Origin of the sequence: Pseudoalteromonas sp. NZS11_1 (assembly GCF_015864275.1) — a bacterium.
Taxonomy (GTDB): Bacteria; Pseudomonadota; Gammaproteobacteria; order Enterobacterales; family Alteromonadaceae; genus Pseudoalteromonas; species Pseudoalteromonas arctica.
Window position 1 is genome coordinate 24,691 of the sequence record NZ_JADYXK010000014.1, and the last position, 18,149, is coordinate 42,839.

Genomic DNA, 18,149 nt, shown 5'->3' on the forward strand with positions numbered 1-18,149 from the left:
CAATACCTTTATTTTTTAACCTTACCCTTAAGAACATAAATTTCACCATCGAAACTGCCTTGAATCGTCAGTCCTTGGCTTGCCAATTCTTGCAAATATTCAATGTGGTCATCAGTAATATGCTGGCCCGGTACCAAAAGCGGAATGCCCGGTGGGTATGGAGTAACTAAACCGGCACAAATGCGGTTGTTACTTTTGCTAATCGGCACAGATTCGCGATCGCCATAAAAAGCATCGCTTGGAATACACGCCAAGTCGATGGCAGGTAAATTTTCAGGTAAGCGAGCTCTGCGCGTCGATTTCGATAGTTTTACCTTACCGCTGTCTAGCTTTTTCAACGCATTGTACAAACGAATTATTTTTGAGCGCGTGCCGCCAAGCGTCAGTAAAACCAAAATGGTGCTGTGTGTGTATTTTTCTATCTCTAGCCCAATTTCATCCAGTAGATATTTATGAATATCTTTTAATGAGTAAGGTAGCTCACTAATATCAATAAGGATTTTTAATGGATCGTGACCCATATTATCACCACTAAAATGCGGGAATATTTCCATAAAGTCTTGCTTAGCTAATACTTTAATTTGCTTAAGCGAGGCCATCTGTTGTTTAAACTCTTCAACATGATTTAGCAGCGCATTGAGCAGCTTATAGCCTTCCATCTCTAATTGCTTTTGGCACACGTCAAGCGATGCAATAAGCTGATATTTTGGCGATGTGCTGGCGTAGATGCTATAAATCTCTCGAAAGAAATCAGCATCAAAATCGGGGTCGTTAATATGAATATAAGACGCTTGAGAAAACGCCGATACTACTTTATGCGCCGAATGCGTAATGTAGTCAGCCCCAGCATGTATTGCAGAATAATGACGAAAGCTAGGATGAAACAAAGAGTATGCAAACCAGGCTTCATCTATAAACACCTTAATACCATATTGATGAGCATAATCCACGACTTGTTTTAGGTCGCTAAGTAGGCCATCGTAGGTACAACCGGTAAGCACTAGTAATTTAGCATCAGTATTGTTTTCAATTGCTAACTTGATGTCGGCCAACGACGGTGGCGCGAAAATTCCATATTTTGGATTTAAGATACTCGCCAAATAAATGGGGTAACTAGCTGATTGCAAGATGCCATAGTGTACTGATTTATGGCAATTACGGTCGACAATTACTTTATCTCCCTTGCGCAGGAGTGTCTGCAAAATGATTTTATTTGAGGTAGATGAACCATTTGTAACAAAGTAGGTGTGCTTAACTTCAAACGTCGCCGCAGCTGATTCTTGAGCGCGACCAATAGTATTAGTGCTGTCTGATAATGAACCTAGCGAGTCTACCGAAACCGACAGGTCGCCAACAAATACATTGCGGCCGTAAAACTGATAAAAATCTTTGATGTAAGGTGAGTTTCTAAAGCTAGAACCCCCACTATGACCCGGTGTATGCCAAGAGTCGTTTGCTTCACCAACGTAACGACGATACGCCGTCCAAAATGGCGTTTCAGAGCGGTCGTCAAAATCGTTGATCATATAACCTAAAATCGCTTCTGGGTCAGAAATCACTTCACCTTTAAAAAAGAATGATTCGATTTCTTCTGATTCGTTTACGATCTCCAGCCCTTTTGTGTCGTCGCCAATAACATAAACCGGTAACTCAAGACGAATTGCCTTTAAATCCTCGATAAAGCGGCTATACATCCGCTCACCCACTTTGTTGTGCATATCCCAACTGAGAACCACGGCTTGAATATCACCATCTTCCTCTACACATTCCAGCGCGTGTTTAAGCTCGAGGCATTCAATAATATCGATATGAATATCGTCTCGCTCAAAGTTAGGAATGGTCTTTGACAGATTAGTTGAAAGCCCTTGTAAGGTGGCTGGGTCTTGTTCAATTATCAAGATACGAAGTAGAGGTAGCATAGAGGGTTTCGCAATATAATTTTATAATGCTCACTAGCATAACCAAAGGAGTGAGCGTTGTGAAATTAATACTTTGATAATGTTCTAATAATTGTACAATTTCACTAACATGCCCTCACGTATAAAAATGTTTTATCTAGATGGATTGATAGGCGCGGCTTTATGTCGCGCTTTTGAGGCTTGTGCTTTATTGCGCGAGGTAAACTCGCGACTACAGGGTTGGCGTGGTATTTGTAGGCGTGGCTTTATGCCGCGCTTTTGGGATTTTGGGATTTTGGGATTTTGAGGCTTGTGCTTTATTGCGCGAGGTAAACTCGCGACTACAGGGTTGGCGTGGTATTTGTAGGCGTGGATTTATGCCGCGCTCTTAGGATTTTGGGGCTTGTGCTTTATTGCGCGAGGTAAGCTCGCGACTACAGGGTTGGCGTTGTATTTGTAGGCGTGGCTTTATGCCGCGCTTTTGGGATTTTGGGGCTTATGCTTTATTGCGCGAGGTAAACTCGCGACTACAGGGTTGGCGTTGTATTTGTAGGCGTGGCTTTATGCCGCGCTTTTGGGATTTTGGGGCTTGTGCTTTATTGCGCGAGGTAAACTCGCGACTACAGGGTTGGCGTTGTATTTGTAGGCGGGGCTTTATGCCGCGCTTTTGGGGTTTTGAGGCTTGTGCTTCATTGCGCGAGGTAAACTCGCGACTACTTGCCGCGCTTTTGGAACTAATCAGTTTTTTCTTTAAACTCACACAAGTCTTCAATAATACAGCTGCCACACTTTGGTTTACGCGCTACGCAGGTGTAACGCCCGTGCAGTATTAACCAATGGTGAACGTCTACTTTAAATTCTTTTGGTACAACCTTTTCAAGCTTTTGTTCTACAGCAACTACGTCTTTACCCATGGCAAGCTTGGTACGATTAGAAACACGAAATATGTGTGTATCTACGGCTATTACAGGCCAGCCAAAGGCTGTATTGAGTACAACATTAGCGGTTTTACGGCCAACGCCTGGTAGGGCTTCTAGGGCTTCACGATTTTCTGGCACGATGCTGTTATGTTCATTCACCAAAATTTGGCACATTTTGTAAACGTTGGCAGCTTTAGAATTAAATAAGCCGATGGTTTTTATATAATCACGCAGTGTATCGTGACCTATATCTAAAATGGCTTGCGGTGTATTAGCAACAGGGAACAACTTTCGAGTGGCTTTATTAACGCCTACATCGGTTGCTTGTGCTGAAAGAGTTACTGCTACTAGTAACTCAAATGGGCTTGAATATTCAAGCTCTGTAACTGGGTGCGGGTTATTGTCGCGCAGGCGCGACAGTATTTGGTGACGTTTTTCTTTATTCATGCAACTTAAAACGTATTAGTGCTAATTGTTGCTCTAATACGTTTTCCCCTTAAGTTAAGCTAGTAACACGTGCTCGAGGGCCTTTTTCAGCCTCTGGCGGTGCAATTTGCTTTGATTTTATTTGTGCGTCAATTACGTTTTTAGCAGCAATAAGTAGTCCAAGACCTAAAAAGGCACCCGGTGGTAAAATTGCGAGTAAAAATTGGTTATCAAAATTAAATACTTCTATGCGCAAGCTCTGTGCCCATGGGCCAAGTAATAAGTCGGCACCGTCAAACAGCGTACCTTGGCCGATTAGTTCGCGCATAGTACCTAATACTAATAGTACAGCCATAAAGCCTAAGCCCATCATTAGGCCGTCAAATGCTGATAAATGAACAGGGTTTTTAGAGGCGTATGCTTCGGCGCGGCCAATAATGGCGCAGTTAGTTACAATCAACGGAATAAAAATTCCCAATGATTGATATAAACCAAAGGTATAAGCGTTCATAAGTAATTGAACTATTGTTACAAAGCCCGCGATGATCATTACAAATACAGGTATACGAATATCTTTTGGCACCCAGTTACGCACAATTGATACGGTAACATTTGAGCCTATTAGTACGAGTAAAGTTGCTAAGCCTAAACCTAAGGCATTTGTTACAGTTGAGGTAACGGCAAGCAGTGGACATAAACCTAAAAGCTGCACAAGGGCAGGGTTATTTACCCATACACCTTCTTTGTATAATGTTTTTAACTCACTCATTTAGCTACCTCCATACATTCGGCATTAGGTGCTGCAAAAATATCATCAAAATTAGTTTGTGCGAACAATACGGCATTTTTAACAGAGCCCACAACAGCACGTGGCGTTATGGTCGCGCCTGTAAATTGATCAAACTGGCCGCCATCTTTTTTTACAGCCCAGCGAGCGTCTTCTTCGCCTTCAACCGTTAAGCTTTTAAATGTTGTGATCCAAAGTGATTTTTTAACTTCTACTTTGTCGCCTAAACCAGGGGTTTCTTCGTGTTTAGTCGTACGAACGCCAGCAATAGTGCCATCGCTCAATACAGCTGTTAATAAGTTAATATCGCCACTGTAGCCGTTTGGCGTAACATGCCTAATAACAACAGCGACTGGTTTATTGTTTTTACGAGCACGGTAAATTACTTGGTTTGCGTGTGGGCCTAGTTTTTCATCAGTAATAATTACGCAATCTTTTGATAATTGATTGTCGTACGATTTTGGGTCGAGCACTTCTTGTAGCTGCGCAGTAAGTTGCAGTTGTTCTTGCTCTGCAATTTTATCGGCAGTAAGCGCGTTGATAGAGGCAACTAAGCCCGTTGTTGCTAACGCAAACGCAGTTAAAATAGCACCATTTTTAGCCATTGACGAAATGATCATTTTACTGCTCCATGGCCATAAGTACGTGGCTGTGTGTAGTAGTCTATTAGCGGCACTGCAATATTAATCAATAATACGCTAAATGCGATGGCATCAGGAAAACCACCAAAGGTACGAATTAAATAAATTAGTAAGCCAATTAGCGCGCCATAAATTAAGCGCCCTTTGTTAGTTGTTGCTGCAGATACCGGATCGGTTGCTATAAAAAAGGCCCCCATCATAGTGGCACCACTTAATAAGTGAAATAGGGTGCCCGGCTCTGTACCTGGTGATGCGATATAACCAATAGCACTACATACAGCTAAACTTGCGATAAAACTGACAGGAATATGCCAGTTAATTATTTTTGTTTTTAATAAGTATAAACCACCCACTAAAAAGCCTAAGTTAACCCACACCCAACCAAGGCCAGCCCATTCGTTAAATAATGGCTTTTGCATGCTTTCGGTAACGGTTAAACCGTGTGCTATGTCTGTTTTAACCGTATCCAGCGGTGTTGCCATTGTTAGGCCATCAACCCCTGCGCGTACTTGATCAAGGCTAAACCCAGAGGCCGTAAAATCGGTAAATATTAGCCTTAGCTGATCTGCAAAGCCTATTGGTGTATTTATTAAATCGGTAACAGGCAACCATGCGGTCATTTGTACCGGAAACGAAACTAAAAGCAGTACATAAGCCGCCATTGCTGGATTGAATAAGTTAAACCCAAGGCCGCCATAAAGCTGTTTAACTATAACAATAGAAAATAAACAGCCAATAATAATTATCCACCAAGGTGCAAGTGGAGGGATACTCAGTGCCAGTAACACAGCAGTAAGCCACGCACTGCCATCACTTAATGCAGGCCAAACAGGGCGTTTGCGCATTAGCATTATTGCAGCTTCAAATACGCTTACAGCAACAAGCGCTAGTACCAGTTGAATAAGTACACCTGTTCCAAAAAAGAAAACTTGAGCAATTAGCCCAGGAATACACGCAGCAATAACGCTAAGCATTAATCGCGTTAACGATTTATGGCTGTGATTATGCGGCGAACTGGCCATGGTTAATTTCATGACTGATTATTTCCTTCTTTTTGTAACTTTTTAGCTTTTGCTCTCGCAATTGCAGCAGCCACGGCGGCTTTTTTCTTATCGTCTGCTGATTTAGGTTTATCTGCGTTAATAAGATCTGATGAGTCATCGGTGTTACTTTCTGCACTCTTAGGTGCTGCGCTATCAACTTGTGGCTCTTGGGGCTGAGTTTGTTCGGTATCTTCTAGTGCTTTAGCCGCTTTTTTAGCTTTAGCACGAGCTATGGCCGCCGCTACCGCTGCTTTTTTATCATCAACGGGTGCCGCGCTTTGTGGCTCTTCACTCACGGTTTGCTCGGTTTCTTCTAATGCTTTAGCTGCTTTTTTAGCTTTAGCGCGGGCAATAGCCGCCGCTACCGCTGCCTTTTTGTCATCAACAGGGGCATCGCTTTGTGGCTCTTCACTCACTTTTTGCTCAGCGTCTTCTAATGCTTTAGCCGCTTTTTTGGCTTTTGCGCGAGCAATGGCCGCCGCTACGGCTGCTTTTTTATCATCAGCAGGCGTATCGCTTTGTGGCTCTTCACTCACGGTTTGCTCAGCGCCATCTAATGCTTTAGCCGCTTTTTTAGCTTTAGCACGCGCAACAGCCGCCGCTACTGCTGACTTTTTATCATCAACAGGCGGCTCTTCACTTACTGTTTGTTCAGCGTTATCTAATGCTTGTGCTGCCTTTTTGGCTTTAGCACGAGCAATGGCCGCCGCTACGGCTGACTTTTTATCATCAATAGGGGCATCAGTTTGTGGCTCTTCACTTGCTGCTTGTTCAGCGTTGTCTAATGCTTGTCTTGCTTTTTTAGCTTTAGCGCGAGCAATGGCTGCAGCGACTGCTGATTTTTTATCATCAACGGGTGCAGTCTCGGCCGATTCATCTGTTTGAGATTTTTGCTCTTTATATTTACGCGCTTGTTCTTTACGTAGTGCGCGCTCTTTTGCTACTTCGCTGTTGTCTGGTTCTAATTCAGCAGATTGATCGCCTAGCTTTTTAGCTTTAGCGCGTGCAATAGCAGCTGCAACAGCTGATTTTTCATCGCCGTTATCTGATTTATTTTTAACGCGGGCTAGTGCCTCTGCTACTTTTTGCTTTTCGTCAGCAGATTTAGCGGCAGGTTTACGTTTATGGCGGTTTTGACGTTCTTCTTGCTCGCGATCTAAACGCTCTTTTCGTGCATCAAAACGCTCTTTTGCTCTGTCGGCTTTAATTTTGTCAGCTTGTTGTTCTTTAATTTCAACTTTGGCTATACGGTAGTACTGTACAAGAGGGATTTCGCTTGGGCACACATATGCACAAGCACCACACTCAATACAGTCAAATAAATTATGCTCTTGTAGTTTGTCGTACTCTTTTGATTTAGCAAACCACTGCAATTGCTGTGGTAATAAAGAAGCAGGGCAGGCATCAGCACAAGCGCTACAACGTATACAGGCTTTTTCAGGGCCGGGCTCTGCTAGCTCTTTATGATCGGGCGCTAAAATACAGTTAGTTGTTTTAACTATGCCAATACGTACTGTGGGTAGCGTAAATCCCATCATCGGGCCGCCCATCACAACACTTTGCTGAGGTACAGGCGAGAACCCTTGGCAATCAAGTAAGTGCTTTATTTCAGTGCCAAGTAGTGCCCATACATTTCCAGGCTTATGAATAGTGTTACCTGTTACTGTAACTATACGCTCAATTAGCGGTTTGCCTTCATAAACGGCTTGTTGTACGGCAAACAAAGTACCCGTGTTGTGCACTAAAATACCAATATCGGCAGGAATACCAATGCTAGGAACTTCACGGTTGGTAAGTAATTTAATTAACTGCTTTTCACCGCCAGAGGGGTAAATAGTGGGCACCGTTTGAATAATGATTTTTGAGTTATGCTCAGCTGCTTGCTTCATTGCTGCAATAGCTTCAGGCTTATTATCTTCTATACCCACAATGCACAGTGTTGGGTTTAAAAGCTGCTGCATTATTTCAATGCCTTGGATAACTTCTTTAGCGTGTTCGCGCATTAAAACGTCATCGGCAGTAATATAAGGTTCGCACTCAACAGCATTTACAATCAAAAATTCGATAGGTTGCTTAGTATCTGCTTTCACATAAGTAGGAAAGCCAGCACCACCCATACCGCTAATGCCGGCTTGGTGAATAATATTTATTAGCTCGTCATGACTAAGCTCAGTAGGATTTTTATTTTTATTTAGAGCTACCCATTCGTCTTTGCCGTCTGGTTCAATAATAACACTTAGTTCAGGTAGGGCCGATGGATGTGCTGATGGCATAGGTGCAATATCAGTAACCACACCAGAGCTTGGAGCATGCACAGGTACCGACCAGTTAGCAGCAGGTGCTGTAAGTGGTTGGCCTTTTAAGACGTGTTGGCCTTTTTCTACAAGTAACTTACCGTTTGCGCCTATGTGTTGCTTAAGCGCAACAATGAGTTTATCGGGCAAAGGTAGGCGAGTGATACTCGCACTATTAGAGAGTGATTTTTGTTGTGGTGGGTGTATGCCGCCAGGAAATGCCCACACCGTGCCTTTTTTTATTTGTTCAAGTAACTTGTCCACTCAAACCTCTAATCTATTTGTGTAACAGGAATAGCATCTAGCTGCCATTTCCAGTTTTGTTTAGTTTCGGCTACAGGTAGCATATCAATGCAATCTACAGGGCAAGGCTCAACACATAAATCACAGCCAGTACATTCATCAATTAACACGGTGTGCATTTGACGAGTCGCGCCTAAAATAGCGTCAACAGGGCAGGCCTGAATACATTTGGTACAGCCAATACATTCATCTTCGCGAATATAAGCCACTGTTTTTATAGGTTCTGCTTGCTCGCCGCCTGCAAGTGGTTTTTCATCAACCCCCATTAAGCCGGCAAGCTTTTTCATAGTTGATTCGCCGCCCGGAGGGCATTTATTTATTTCATCGCCATTGGCTATAGCTTCGGCGTAAGGGCGACAGCCCGGGTAGCCACATTGTCCACATTGAGTTTGCGGCAAAATGGTATCAATTTGCTCAACAATAGGGTTGCCTTCAACACGAAAGCGAATTGCTGCAAATCCTAAAATAAGTCCAAAAACGAGTGCTAGCGAGCCAATCGCTATCAAGGCATAAAACAAGGTCATATTAAAACTTCACTAATCCAGTAAAACCCATAAACGCCATCGACATTAAGCCTGCGGTGATCATTGCAATGGAGGCGCCTTTAAAAGGCGTAGGAACGTCAGCTGCTGCTAAGCGTTCTCGTAGCGCTGCAAACAATACAAGCACTAAAGAAAAACCAACCGCAGCACCAAAACCATACACTGCAGATTGTAAAAATGAATGATCTTCTTTGATATTTAATAGAGCTACACCTAATACCGCACAGTTAGTGGTGATCAGCGGTAAAAATATGCCTAGTAAACGATATAGAGTAGGGCTTGTTTTACGTACAACCATTTCGGTAAATTGCACTACAACGGCAATTACCAAAATAAAGCTCATGGTACGTAAAAATTCGATATCCAGAGGGATTAAAATATATTGGTTAACTAAATAGCTAGTTACAGAGGCAAGGGTAAGCACAAACGTGGTTGCCAAAGACATACCAATCGCTGTATCAAGCTTACCTGATACGCCCATAAACGGACATAAGCCTAAAAATTGTACTAATACAAAGTTATTAACCAGAACGGTTCCAATCAATAACAAGACATATTCTGTCATGTGTGCCTCACGCTATTAAAGTCCTGCGTATTATCCTTTTTTCTGCCCCGATAAACAACATTTGCGAGTCGTTATCAGTTAAATAAACGCAAGGACAAACATATTGATCACAAGGCTGTAAAATTAATGTGATTTTGATGTAAGGAATTACTCAAATAGCAGAAACAAAAAAAGAGCAACGAATGCTCTTTTTTTTATTAATTAAAAACTAATTAAATATCTTTAGGTTTTTCTATGTAATAACCTTGAACGCCATCTAAACACAAAGTTTCTATTATGTGTTTCTCTTCTTGGCTCTCAACGCCCTCAGCAAATACGCTAACACCAATACGGTGGGCTAAATCGACCATTAAGCGCATAAAGTACTGATTGTTTTTATCGTCTTCTAGGCCGCGAGTATAACTTGCGTCCATTTTAATAAAGTCAGGTTTTAAATCGCGGAAAAACTTAAATGAAGTCAAGCCAACACCAAAACGTTCAACAGTAACGCGTGCGCCAACACGGTGAACCATGTCGATAAAGCGCTTACTAGCCTTGATGTTTTGCTGTAAACCAAACTCACTTACTTCAAATACTAGTTTAGATGCAATATGCGTATCTTTCAATAATCGGCGCTCTAGCCAAATTACAAACTGATCGTTGTGTGCACTAGAGGCTGTTACGTTTAAACCAAAAAACTTTTCAGATAAATTACGGCTTTTAACCTTTTCAAGAGAAGAGTCTATTATCAGGCGATCAATTTCTATTGCCATATCAAGCTTTTCGGCCATCGCTAAAAAAGAAGCGGTAGGCAGTACTTGATTGTCTTCTGTTTTAAATCGAACTTGTACTTCAGCGTAGGCTTTTATGCTTTTACCAAGCGGCATAATGTTTTGCATCACTAAATGCACGCGCTTAGATTCAATAACTTCTTTAATAACCTTACGCCAGTTTTGATTACCAAAACCCGCACTTACGTTATTAACTAAATCGGTTTCGCGTTGTACGTGCCATGCGTTTACTTGTTTTGATTGCGCCATACTCATCGCGTTATCAACAACAGAAAGCAATTCGCCTAACGGCTTACCTTTTTCGTAACCTACAATACCCGTATTAGCTACCGAGCTTAACTCTTGGTTTTGTTGGTACTGCGTGAAGCGCGATTGCAGGTTTTCACCAAAGCGCTCAGCTTCTTTTAAAGGAATGTGGGGGAGTACTACCGCAAAGTCAGAGCTGTTTAATCTAAATACTTGGCTGCCAGTGTAAGTGCCGCTTATATGCTTAATAATATCGGCAACGCCCTTAACGTACTCATCACCTTTTTGATAACCACGGCTTTGGTTTATAGCTTGTAGTTCGCTACAACGAACCATAGCTAAAGATCCAAATGTACTTTGCTCAGTGTTTTCAATATTTTTTTCGTAGTACTCAACAAACATATTACGATTACCAAGGGAGGTAATTACATCTTTGTACGCTTCATGCTTAATAGTCATAGCAGCGCTTTGTATGTCTTCGTTTTTGTTTTTTAAGAAATGTGATAATCGATTAAAGCTAGGTACTAAATCTTTTCCCATTTTTTTCAATCGAGTGCCATCTAGTGCTGTTTCTAAATCATTATCAACTTGGTTTTGATTGATATAAATATCGATAATGTCAGCAACTGTTGTACTTATGTTTTTATTTAAATGGTAAAAAATAGATTTCATTAGAATTATTGGAATAATAACTAAAATGGCAGAAATCAAAATAACAATAAAAAGGGACGTTTGTAGCTGCGACGCTAAATGCTCAATGTTAAGTACAAATTCAACTTTTATATCTGAGGCGTCATTTACAGCAAATTGAGGGCGCACTGAGTTAAAGTTAGAGAGTACAAAATCAGCAAACATTGGTAATTGAGTAGGGGGGTTAATGCTAAATATTTCAGCCCCTTGGTAATCTCTTAGGGTGAAGCTTGAAAACGTTTTACCATCTGCAATTGATTGTTTTAAATTTTGAGCAGAAATATCGTCTAAAGAAAGGTCATTAATATACTTAGTAACAGTAGTTTGCGCACTTTTTTGTGCATCACTTACCGCAGTATCAAAGCTTATAGATATGAAGTAGCTTCCTGCTGCAACACACAATAACCAAGAGATAATTTGTATAAAAATAAGTTTTTTAAATCCAGCCATGTTTTCAGTCTTTTAATAATTCAAAAGGGAAGGAATCAAGTCCTTGATTAATAAACTAAGTACAGCGCATTAAGGAATAAACTAATGCTTTAGTTATATAAGGAAGAGTAGTGGAATTAGCTTGAGATGTCTATGAAATTCTTAGAATTGGCTCCCCCTCCCCGACTCGAACGGGGGACCTGCGGATTAACAGTCCGTCGCTCTAACCAACTGAGCTAAGGGGGAACTAAAGTAGTGATATTATTATGATGATTTGGCTCCCCCTCCCCGACTCGAACGGGGGACCTGCGGATTAACAGTCCGTCGCTCTAACCAACTGAGCTAAGGGGGAACTACATCATAAACATAAACTTGGCTCCCCCTCCCCGACTCGAACGGGGGACCTGCGGATTAACAGTCCGTCGCTCTAACCAACTGAGCTAAGGGGGAATCGTTTATGGTTGAAAAACTTGGCTCCCCCTCCCCGACTCGAACGGGGGACCTGCGGATTAACAGTCCGTCGCTCTAACCAACTGAGCTAAGGGGGAAGCGTCTTGCCTTTCAACGGGGCGAAATATTAATGACCGCGCCGCAAAGTGTCAACATATAAAAGTCATAAATTGAAAAAAGAGGTTTATTCGTTGTTTTTGTGTTCGATCTGCGTGTTTTATAGCTCTATTAAAGTTACTTTTTTAAAAATTTAAGAATAACAATGTGACTTTTATTATTGCTGAGTCTTCAAATTGGTTAAATTAAACACGGTATTAAAGTGGCTTGTTATTAAAAAACAACTCAAAAACATAAAAACTCATTTTTTACTTAGCGATATTTTTCGTATTTAATTCGTTTTTTGTTTTAATTTTCTAAAAATATACCTATGCGTATATTCGCAGAAATATTTTTTGATCTAAATTGTGATCTAATCACTATGTATAAAATGAGAATTTGTTTTATCCGTTCAAAAATAGAGCAATCAATAACTTAACTTTGTATTAAACGTTTTTTTATACCTAACGTACAACTATGTTAAGAAGAAAAATTGGTGAGCTACAGTTTTTAGCGTGAGTTTATAAAAATGCCACAATTAACAAATGGTCAATTGGTTGGATATCACCGAAAATGGAGGCTCTCTCAAAGCCTTTATAAATGCGGGTTTGAATGAGTTATCCACGGTTTCTGTGGATAACTCTGTTTATGAAACTTTAAGAACATCATCGGCACCAATGGTTTAGGGTGCTACAACGATTTCAAGCTTTTAAATCACTATTTTTAATTCAATATAAAACAATGGGTTATGATTTGATGCTGAATGTATGCAACTCGATGAGGGAATTTTTTCGTAACGATAAACCAAGCAGTACCTTTGTGTAAAAAAGCATCATATATCACTGGGTGTTTGTAATAAAAGTTATAAAAATGTGTTTTAATTGGTTTTTGGTGTGTTTAGGCTCTATTTTAACAAAAAGATGCAAAAACTAAGTTTTACTATTTTTTCGAATCTTTACTTTTTTAATTACTTCAATTGTAGTGATAAATCCGTGGCTTGAACTGCCTTGATGCTTTAAAATGATTCGTTCAGTAAAAGAGGCCTATTTATTTCATGCGCGCAATTTCAAAATCCCAGACTCGCCCAGATTTACTAAACGATCCCATCTTGCCCACATTAAAGACGATGACCATCCCGATGATATTCGGCATGATCACGCTAATGATGTTCAATATTGTCGATACATTTTTTATAAGCTTACTAGGCACTGAGCCGCTTGCAGCGGTGAGCTTTACATTTCCGGTTACCTTTACCGTTATTAGCTTAGCAATAGGGCTGGGGATCGGTACATCGGCAGTAATAGCAAAAGCGCTCGGTAGTAATAAAATAGATGAAGCGCGTTTTGACGCCAGTATTTCTTTAATGGTTGGTGTGGTTCTGGTTATTGTGTTGTCATCTGTTGGGTATTTACTGATTGACCCCATATTTACTTTGCTAGGAGCGGGCGCACAAGTATTGCCGTTAATACACGAATACATGAATATATGGTTTATTGGTAGTGTATTTTTAATAACCCCAATGATTGGTAACTCGGTACTGCGCGCCAGTGGCGATACAAAAACGCCAAGTATAGTAATGGGTGGAGCAGGGCTTATAAACGCCGTACTCGACCCTATATTGATATTTGGTTTTGGGCCTGTACCAGCGTTAGGTATTCAAGGTGCGGCCATAGCAAGCGTTATTGCATGGTCGGTTGCTGTGGTTATTATTTTATATATATTAGCGGTTAAAAAACGCTTGTTGAGCCTAAAAGCAGGCAAGCAAACAGTGACGGGCGCTATTCGTAAAATATTAAAAATTGGTTTGCCTGCTGCCGGCGCAAACATGCTTACACCAGTTGCAATGGCCGTAATGACCGCTATGGTTGCGCACCACGGGCCTGAGGCCGTAGCCGCATTTGGAGTGGGAAGTCGAATAGAATCTATTGCAAGTATATTAGTGCTTGCGCTATCGATGACATTACCGCCATTTGTTAGCCAAAACTTTGGCGCTGGCAAATTATGCCGCGTTAAAGAAGCGTATACCGGCACACTAAAATTTGTGATGGTATGGCAATTTGCCATTTACGTATTACTCATTGCATTTTCAGGTGTTATAAGCCAATTATTTGGTAAAGAACAAGCTGTAATAGATGTAATTAAACTCTTTATTTATACCATCCCGCTAAGTTATGGCTTACAAGGGGTGATCATATTATCAAATTCATCGTTTAATGCTTTACACAAACCAATGTACGCATTGGTATTAAGTGTCATTCGGTTATTCATATTTTATGTACCATTTGCTTATGTAGGCAACGAAATAGCCGGATTATTAGGGCTATTTATTGGCGCTGCTTTAGGTAACTTATTTACAGCAATAGTGGCATACAAATGGTTTATGAAAAAACTAGAAGCGCTGAGCGGCGAATCGTTACAGGAGTGCAATAATTGAGCGACCATTTTCAGTTAAAATCACATTTTAAACCAGCAGGCGATCAGCCCACAGCGATTAAGCAGCTATGTGAAGGATTAGAAGCAGGCCTTGCACACCAAACTTTATTAGGTGCCACCGGTACAGGTAAAACCTTTACCATGGCTAATATTATTAACGATTTAAACCGTCCGACAATAATAATGGCGCACAATAAAACGCTTGCCGCGCAGCTATACGGCGAAATGAAAGAGTTTTTCCCTAAAAATGCGGTTGAGTATTTTGTATCGTATTACGATTACTACCAGCCAGAAGCCTATGTTGTATCTAGCGACACATTTATTGAAAAAGATGCCTCGATAAACGAGCATATAGAACAAATGCGTTTAAGTGCGACCAAAGCACTGCTTGAGCGTCGCGACACCATTATTGTGGCGTCGGTATCGGCTATTTATGGTTTGGGCGACCCTAAATCATACATGAAAATGATGCTACTTTTAAAAGTGGGCGAAAAAGTAGACCAACGCGACATGCTACGTCGCCTAGCTGAAATACAATACACCCGCAACGATATAGATTTTAGCCGTGGTACATATCGTGTTCGTGGTGAAGTGGTTGATATATTTCCTGCAGAATCTAGCACCTTCGCAATTCGCGTAGAAATGTTTGATGACGAAATAGAGCGCTTGAGTATTTTTGATCCGCTTACAGGCGCCGTCGAAAAGCATATAATACGCACCACTATCTATCCAAAAACACACTATGTTACCCCGCGTGAAAAAATACTCGGTGCTATCGATAAAATACAAGAAGAACTAAAAGATCGAAGAGCCCAGTTACTCAGTGCTAATAAATTAGTAGAAGAGCAACGCGTAACGCAGCGTACGCAATACGATATAGAAATGATGCGGGAGCTAGGTTATTGCTCTGGTATAGAAAACTACAGCCGCTATTTATCGGGTCGTACGCCGGGCGATCCGCCACCCACATTACTTGATTACCTCCCAGACGACGCATTGATGATTATTGATGAGTCGCACGTAACCGTATCGCAAATTGGGGCAATGTATAAAGGCGACAGAAGCCGAAAAGAAAACCTGGTTGAGTATGGCTTCAGAATGCCCTCAGCAATGGACAACAGGCCGCTGCGCTTTGAAGAATTTGAAGCTATTTCACCACAAACAATTTATGTATCGGCAACGCCAGGCGACTTTGAGTTAGACCGTTGTGTGGGCGCAATAGCAGAGCAAGTAATTCGCCCAACAGGCTTGCTCGATCCACTTATTGAAGTGCGCCCAGTAGGCGATCAGGTTGATGATTTACTTTCAGAAATTTATAAAAGTGTAGAGAAGGGCGAACGCGTACTTGTAACCACTTTGACCAAACGTATGTCTGAGGATTTAACCGATTACTTAAGTGAGCACGACGTAAAAGTGCGTTACTTACATTCAGACATAGACACGGTTGAACGGGTTGAAATTATTCGTGATTTACGTGCAGGCGTGTTTGATGTGTTAGTGGGTATTAACTTACTTCGAGAAGGTCTGGATATGCCAGAGGTGGCGCTAGTAGCTATACTTGATGCCGATAAAGAAGGCTTTTTACGCTCAGCGCGTTCAATTATTCAAACCATTGGTCGTGCAGCACGTCACTTAGATGGCCGCGCTATTTTGTACGGTGATAAAATTACAAAATCGATGGCTAAGGCCATGGACGAAACAGCGCGCCGACGCGAAATTCAGCATGCTTATAATATAGAACACGGTATTGAACCGCATTCACTAGCCAAAAAGATTCTTGATGCGATGGATGTAGGCGAAGAAGCCGGCCCTAAAGATAACCTTAGACTTGTTCGTAAAGACTCTAAAAAGGTACTTAGTGCGAAAGAAATTACAGTGCAAATTAAGCAGCTTGAAACCAAAATGCATGCATACGCAAGCGATCTAGAATTTGAAAAAGCGGGCTCTGTTCGCGATGAAATACATGAACTACAACAACAGTTGATTAATTAAAAATGACAGCAAACTTTACTCCTCTTATTACTGCGCTTGAAGATGCGCCAATTTTAAAAAATGAACTGTGCCGTGTTTTTCATGGCCGTGGCCATAGTGTTGAGGCGTTAAGTCATATTAATTTAGACTTTTATCCGCCAAGTTTGTTTTTGGTTTCGTACGACGAAATTGACGAGCAAACACTTAGCGAGCTTACCGATGTTGTGTGGCAGTGGGCACAAAAAAACCAGCCAGAGCTTATTAGCTCACTTGTGTATCAGCAACGCGCTGGCGTACAAAGCCAAAACACCGTGGTTTATGGGCAATTATCTAACCCGCATGTTGTAACCGAAAACGGCATTCGTTTTTTGGTTGATTTACAGAGCCGTCAAAATACCGGAATATTTCCCGATATGCGCAGCGGCCGTGAGTTTGTAATGGCTAATAGTAAGCATGGCAAAGTGCTTAATTTATTTTCGTACACGTGTGGGTTTTCGCTTGCCGCAATGCAAGGCGGGGCAGATCATGTGATGAATATGGATATGAGCAAAGGTGTACTTAAAGTCGGCAAGCAAAACCATCAATTAAATGGTTTTGAGCGTGGCGTAAGTTTTTTACCTCACGATATTTTAAAGTCGTTTGGAAAACTAAAAAAAGCAGCCCCGTTTGACTTAATAATAGTTGATCCGCCAAGCTTTCAAAAAGGCAGCTTTATATTAACTAAAGACTATCAAAAAGTGCTGCGCAGGTTGCCAGAGCTACTTTGCGATACCACACAATTGTTATTGTGCGCTAATAGCCCAGAGCTTAGCGAAGAGGCGTTTAAAGCGTTAATAAACGAGCATACCCAAGGCGCAATTGAATTTGTTGAGCGCCTAGCCCCTACCGAGCGTTTTATTGAAGTAGACAGCGACAGAAGCTTAAAAGCACTTATCTACAAAACGTCACAATCTGCAGATTAAATGAAGCTCAGCAAACGCCTAACTGCCATTGATACATTAATCTCGCAGCATCACGGTATTATTTGGGATTGCTGCTGCGACCATGGTTATTTAGGCATGGCGCTATTAAAACGCGCAGCTGCAAACCAAGTTATTTTTGTAGATATAGTCGCCACTTTAATGAACGACCTAGAAACGCAATTATCATCTATTAATAAATTACAAAAAACCTGTAATAAAAATCCGCAGTGGCAGGTCTTATGTCAGGATGTAGGCAAAATTGAAATTGCTCAAAGTAAAAGCCAAGTAGTTGTAATAGCAGGTGTTGGCGGTGAGCTGTTGTTAAGTTTAATACAACAAATTACTGCTAATAACGTAAGTGAGCATTTAAATAATGTTCGGTTTATTTTATGCCCAGTGCATCACACTTATAAGTTGCGAGTCGGTTTAAAGCAATTAGGTTTAGGGCTTGTAAGTGAGCAAATAGTTTACGACAACAAACGTTTTTATGAAGTGATTGAAGTGAGCTTTAGTAGCAATAATGAGATTAGTCACACCGGCAATAAAATGTGGGATTTTAGTAGTGCAGAGCACGCTATGTACCAACGGCAACTCATAAATCATTATAATAAAATGCTCAATAAAGATAAGCCATACTATCAAAAAGTTATAACAGACTATCAAGAACTCACCGATAGTTAAAA

13 protein-coding genes and 4 tRNA genes are annotated in these 18,149 nt (G+C 41.2%); 4 read left to right on the forward strand and 13 right to left on the reverse strand.

What is annotated here, in order from left to right:
- Positions 1-8: 8 nt before the first annotated feature.
- From I6F44_RS11330 to I6F44_RS11390, 13 genes are all read right to left on the reverse strand, one after another.
- On the reverse strand, positions 9-1,919 hold the full coding sequence (locus I6F44_RS11330; protein ID WP_197173790.1) for an aminotransferase class V-fold PLP-dependent enzyme: 1,911 nt from the start codon (positions 1,917-1,919) through the stop codon (positions 9-11).
- Between the two features lie 713 nt (positions 1,920-2,632).
- Positions 2,633-3,265, reverse strand: coding sequence for an endonuclease III (gene nth / locus I6F44_RS11335; protein ID WP_197173791.1), 633 nt, complete (start codon positions 3,263-3,265; stop codon positions 2,633-2,635).
- A gap of 49 nt (positions 3,266-3,314) precedes the next feature.
- Entirely contained in the window at positions 3,315-4,013 is a 699-nt protein-coding gene (locus tag I6F44_RS11340; RefSeq protein WP_010553676.1) for an electron transport complex subunit E, read from the reverse strand.
- A complete protein-coding gene (rsxG, locus tag I6F44_RS11345; RefSeq protein ID WP_197173792.1) occupies positions 4,010-4,651 on the reverse strand; it encodes an electron transport complex subunit RsxG in 642 nt (213 codons plus the stop codon). Before rsxG ends, I6F44_RS11340 begins: the two co-directional genes overlap by 4 nt.
- The gene (gene rsxD, locus I6F44_RS11350) at positions 4,648-5,706 is read right to left on the reverse strand and encodes an electron transport complex subunit RsxD (protein WP_197173793.1); all 1,059 of its coding nucleotides are present in this window, start codon (positions 5,704-5,706) and stop codon (positions 4,648-4,650) included. The genes rsxG and rsxD overlap by 4 nt, the downstream gene beginning before the upstream one ends.
- Positions 5,703-8,273, reverse strand: a complete 2,571-nt coding sequence (rsxC, locus tag I6F44_RS11355; protein WP_197173794.1) for an electron transport complex subunit RsxC — start codon at positions 8,271-8,273, stop codon at positions 5,703-5,705. The genes rsxD and rsxC overlap by 4 nt, the downstream gene beginning before the upstream one ends.
- An 8-nt stretch (positions 8,274-8,281) precedes the next feature.
- Positions 8,282-8,836 (reverse strand): electron transport complex subunit RsxB, encoded by a 555-nt coding sequence (gene rsxB, locus I6F44_RS11360; RefSeq protein WP_002960333.1) that lies wholly within the window; start codon positions 8,834-8,836, stop codon positions 8,282-8,284.
- 1 nt (position 8,837) lies between these two features.
- Positions 8,838-9,419, reverse strand: a complete 582-nt coding sequence (gene rsxA / locus I6F44_RS11365; RefSeq protein WP_008134172.1) for an electron transport complex subunit RsxA — start codon at positions 9,417-9,419, stop codon at positions 8,838-8,840.
- Positions 9,420-9,631: 212 nt separating this feature from the next.
- Entirely contained in the window at positions 9,632-11,575 is a 1,944-nt protein-coding gene (locus tag I6F44_RS11370; RefSeq protein ID WP_007585367.1) for an EAL domain-containing protein, read from the reverse strand.
- 148 nt (positions 11,576-11,723) lie between these two features.
- A tRNA-Asn gene (locus I6F44_RS11375) sits at positions 11,724-11,800 on the reverse strand.
- Between the two features lie 29 nt (positions 11,801-11,829).
- Positions 11,830-11,906, reverse strand: a tRNA-Asn gene (locus I6F44_RS11380).
- A gap of 21 nt (positions 11,907-11,927) precedes the next feature.
- Positions 11,928-12,004, reverse strand: a tRNA-Asn gene (locus tag I6F44_RS11385).
- Positions 12,005-12,025: 21 nt separating this feature from the next.
- A tRNA-Asn gene (locus tag I6F44_RS11390) sits at positions 12,026-12,102 on the reverse strand.
- A 1,052-nt stretch (positions 12,103-13,154) separates the two neighbouring features.
- Between I6F44_RS11390 and I6F44_RS11395 the strand changes: the two genes are divergently transcribed.
- The 4 genes from I6F44_RS11395 to I6F44_RS11410 are packed head-to-tail and all read left to right on the forward strand — an operon-like array spanning position 13,155 to position 18,147.
- A complete protein-coding gene (locus I6F44_RS11395) occupies positions 13,155-14,534 on the forward strand; it encodes an MATE family efflux transporter (protein ID WP_024591018.1) in 1,380 nt (459 codons plus the stop codon).
- Positions 14,531-16,525, forward strand: coding sequence for an excinuclease ABC subunit UvrB (gene uvrB / locus I6F44_RS11400; protein ID WP_007583893.1), 1,995 nt, complete (start codon positions 14,531-14,533; stop codon positions 16,523-16,525). The genes I6F44_RS11395 and uvrB overlap by 4 nt, the downstream gene beginning before the upstream one ends.
- 2 nt (positions 16,526-16,527) lie before the next feature.
- Positions 16,528-17,466, forward strand: a complete 939-nt coding sequence (locus tag I6F44_RS11405; protein ID WP_197173795.1) for a class I SAM-dependent methyltransferase — start codon at positions 16,528-16,530, stop codon at positions 17,464-17,466.
- Positions 17,467-18,147, forward strand: coding sequence for a tRNA (adenine(22)-N(1))-methyltransferase TrmK (locus I6F44_RS11410; protein ID WP_197173796.1), 681 nt, complete (start codon positions 17,467-17,469; stop codon positions 18,145-18,147).
- Positions 18,148-18,149 lie beyond the last annotated feature (2 nt).

What these genes read in the sequence shown, in the direction of transcription:
- I6F44_RS11330 (WP_197173790.1), bottom strand. Translation starts at nt 1,919, where the DNA reads ATGCTACCTCTACTTCGTATCTTGATAATTGAACAAGACCCAGCCACC.
- nth (WP_197173791.1), bottom strand. Translation starts at nt 3,265, where the DNA reads ATGAATAAAGAAAAACGTCACCAAATACTGTCGCGCCTGCGCGACAAT.
- I6F44_RS11340 (WP_010553676.1), bottom strand. Translation starts at nt 4,013, where the DNA reads ATGAGTGAGTTAAAAACATTATACAAAGAAGGTGTATGGGTAAATAAC.
- rsxG (WP_197173792.1), bottom strand. Translation starts at nt 4,651, where the DNA reads ATGATCATTTCGTCAATGGCTAAAAATGGTGCTATTTTAACTGCGTTT.
- rsxD (WP_197173793.1), bottom strand. Translation starts at nt 5,706, where the DNA reads ATGAAATTAACCATGGCCAGTTCGCCGCATAATCACAGCCATAAATCG.
- rsxB (WP_002960333.1), bottom strand. Translation starts at nt 8,836, where the DNA reads ATGACCTTGTTTTATGCCTTGATAGCGATTGGCTCGCTAGCACTCGTT.
- rsxA (WP_008134172.1), bottom strand. Translation starts at nt 9,419, where the DNA reads ATGACAGAATATGTCTTGTTATTGATTGGAACCGTTCTGGTTAATAAC.
- I6F44_RS11370 (WP_007585367.1), bottom strand. Translation starts at nt 11,575, where the DNA reads ATGGCTGGATTTAAAAAACTTATTTTTATACAAATTATCTCTTGGTTA.
- I6F44_RS11395 (WP_024591018.1), top strand. Translation starts at nt 13,155, where the DNA reads ATGCGCGCAATTTCAAAATCCCAGACTCGCCCAGATTTACTAAACGAT.
- I6F44_RS11405 (WP_197173795.1), top strand. Translation starts at nt 16,528, where the DNA reads ATGACAGCAAACTTTACTCCTCTTATTACTGCGCTTGAAGATGCGCCA.
- I6F44_RS11410 (WP_197173796.1), top strand. Translation starts at nt 17,467, where the DNA reads ATGAAGCTCAGCAAACGCCTAACTGCCATTGATACATTAATCTCGCAG.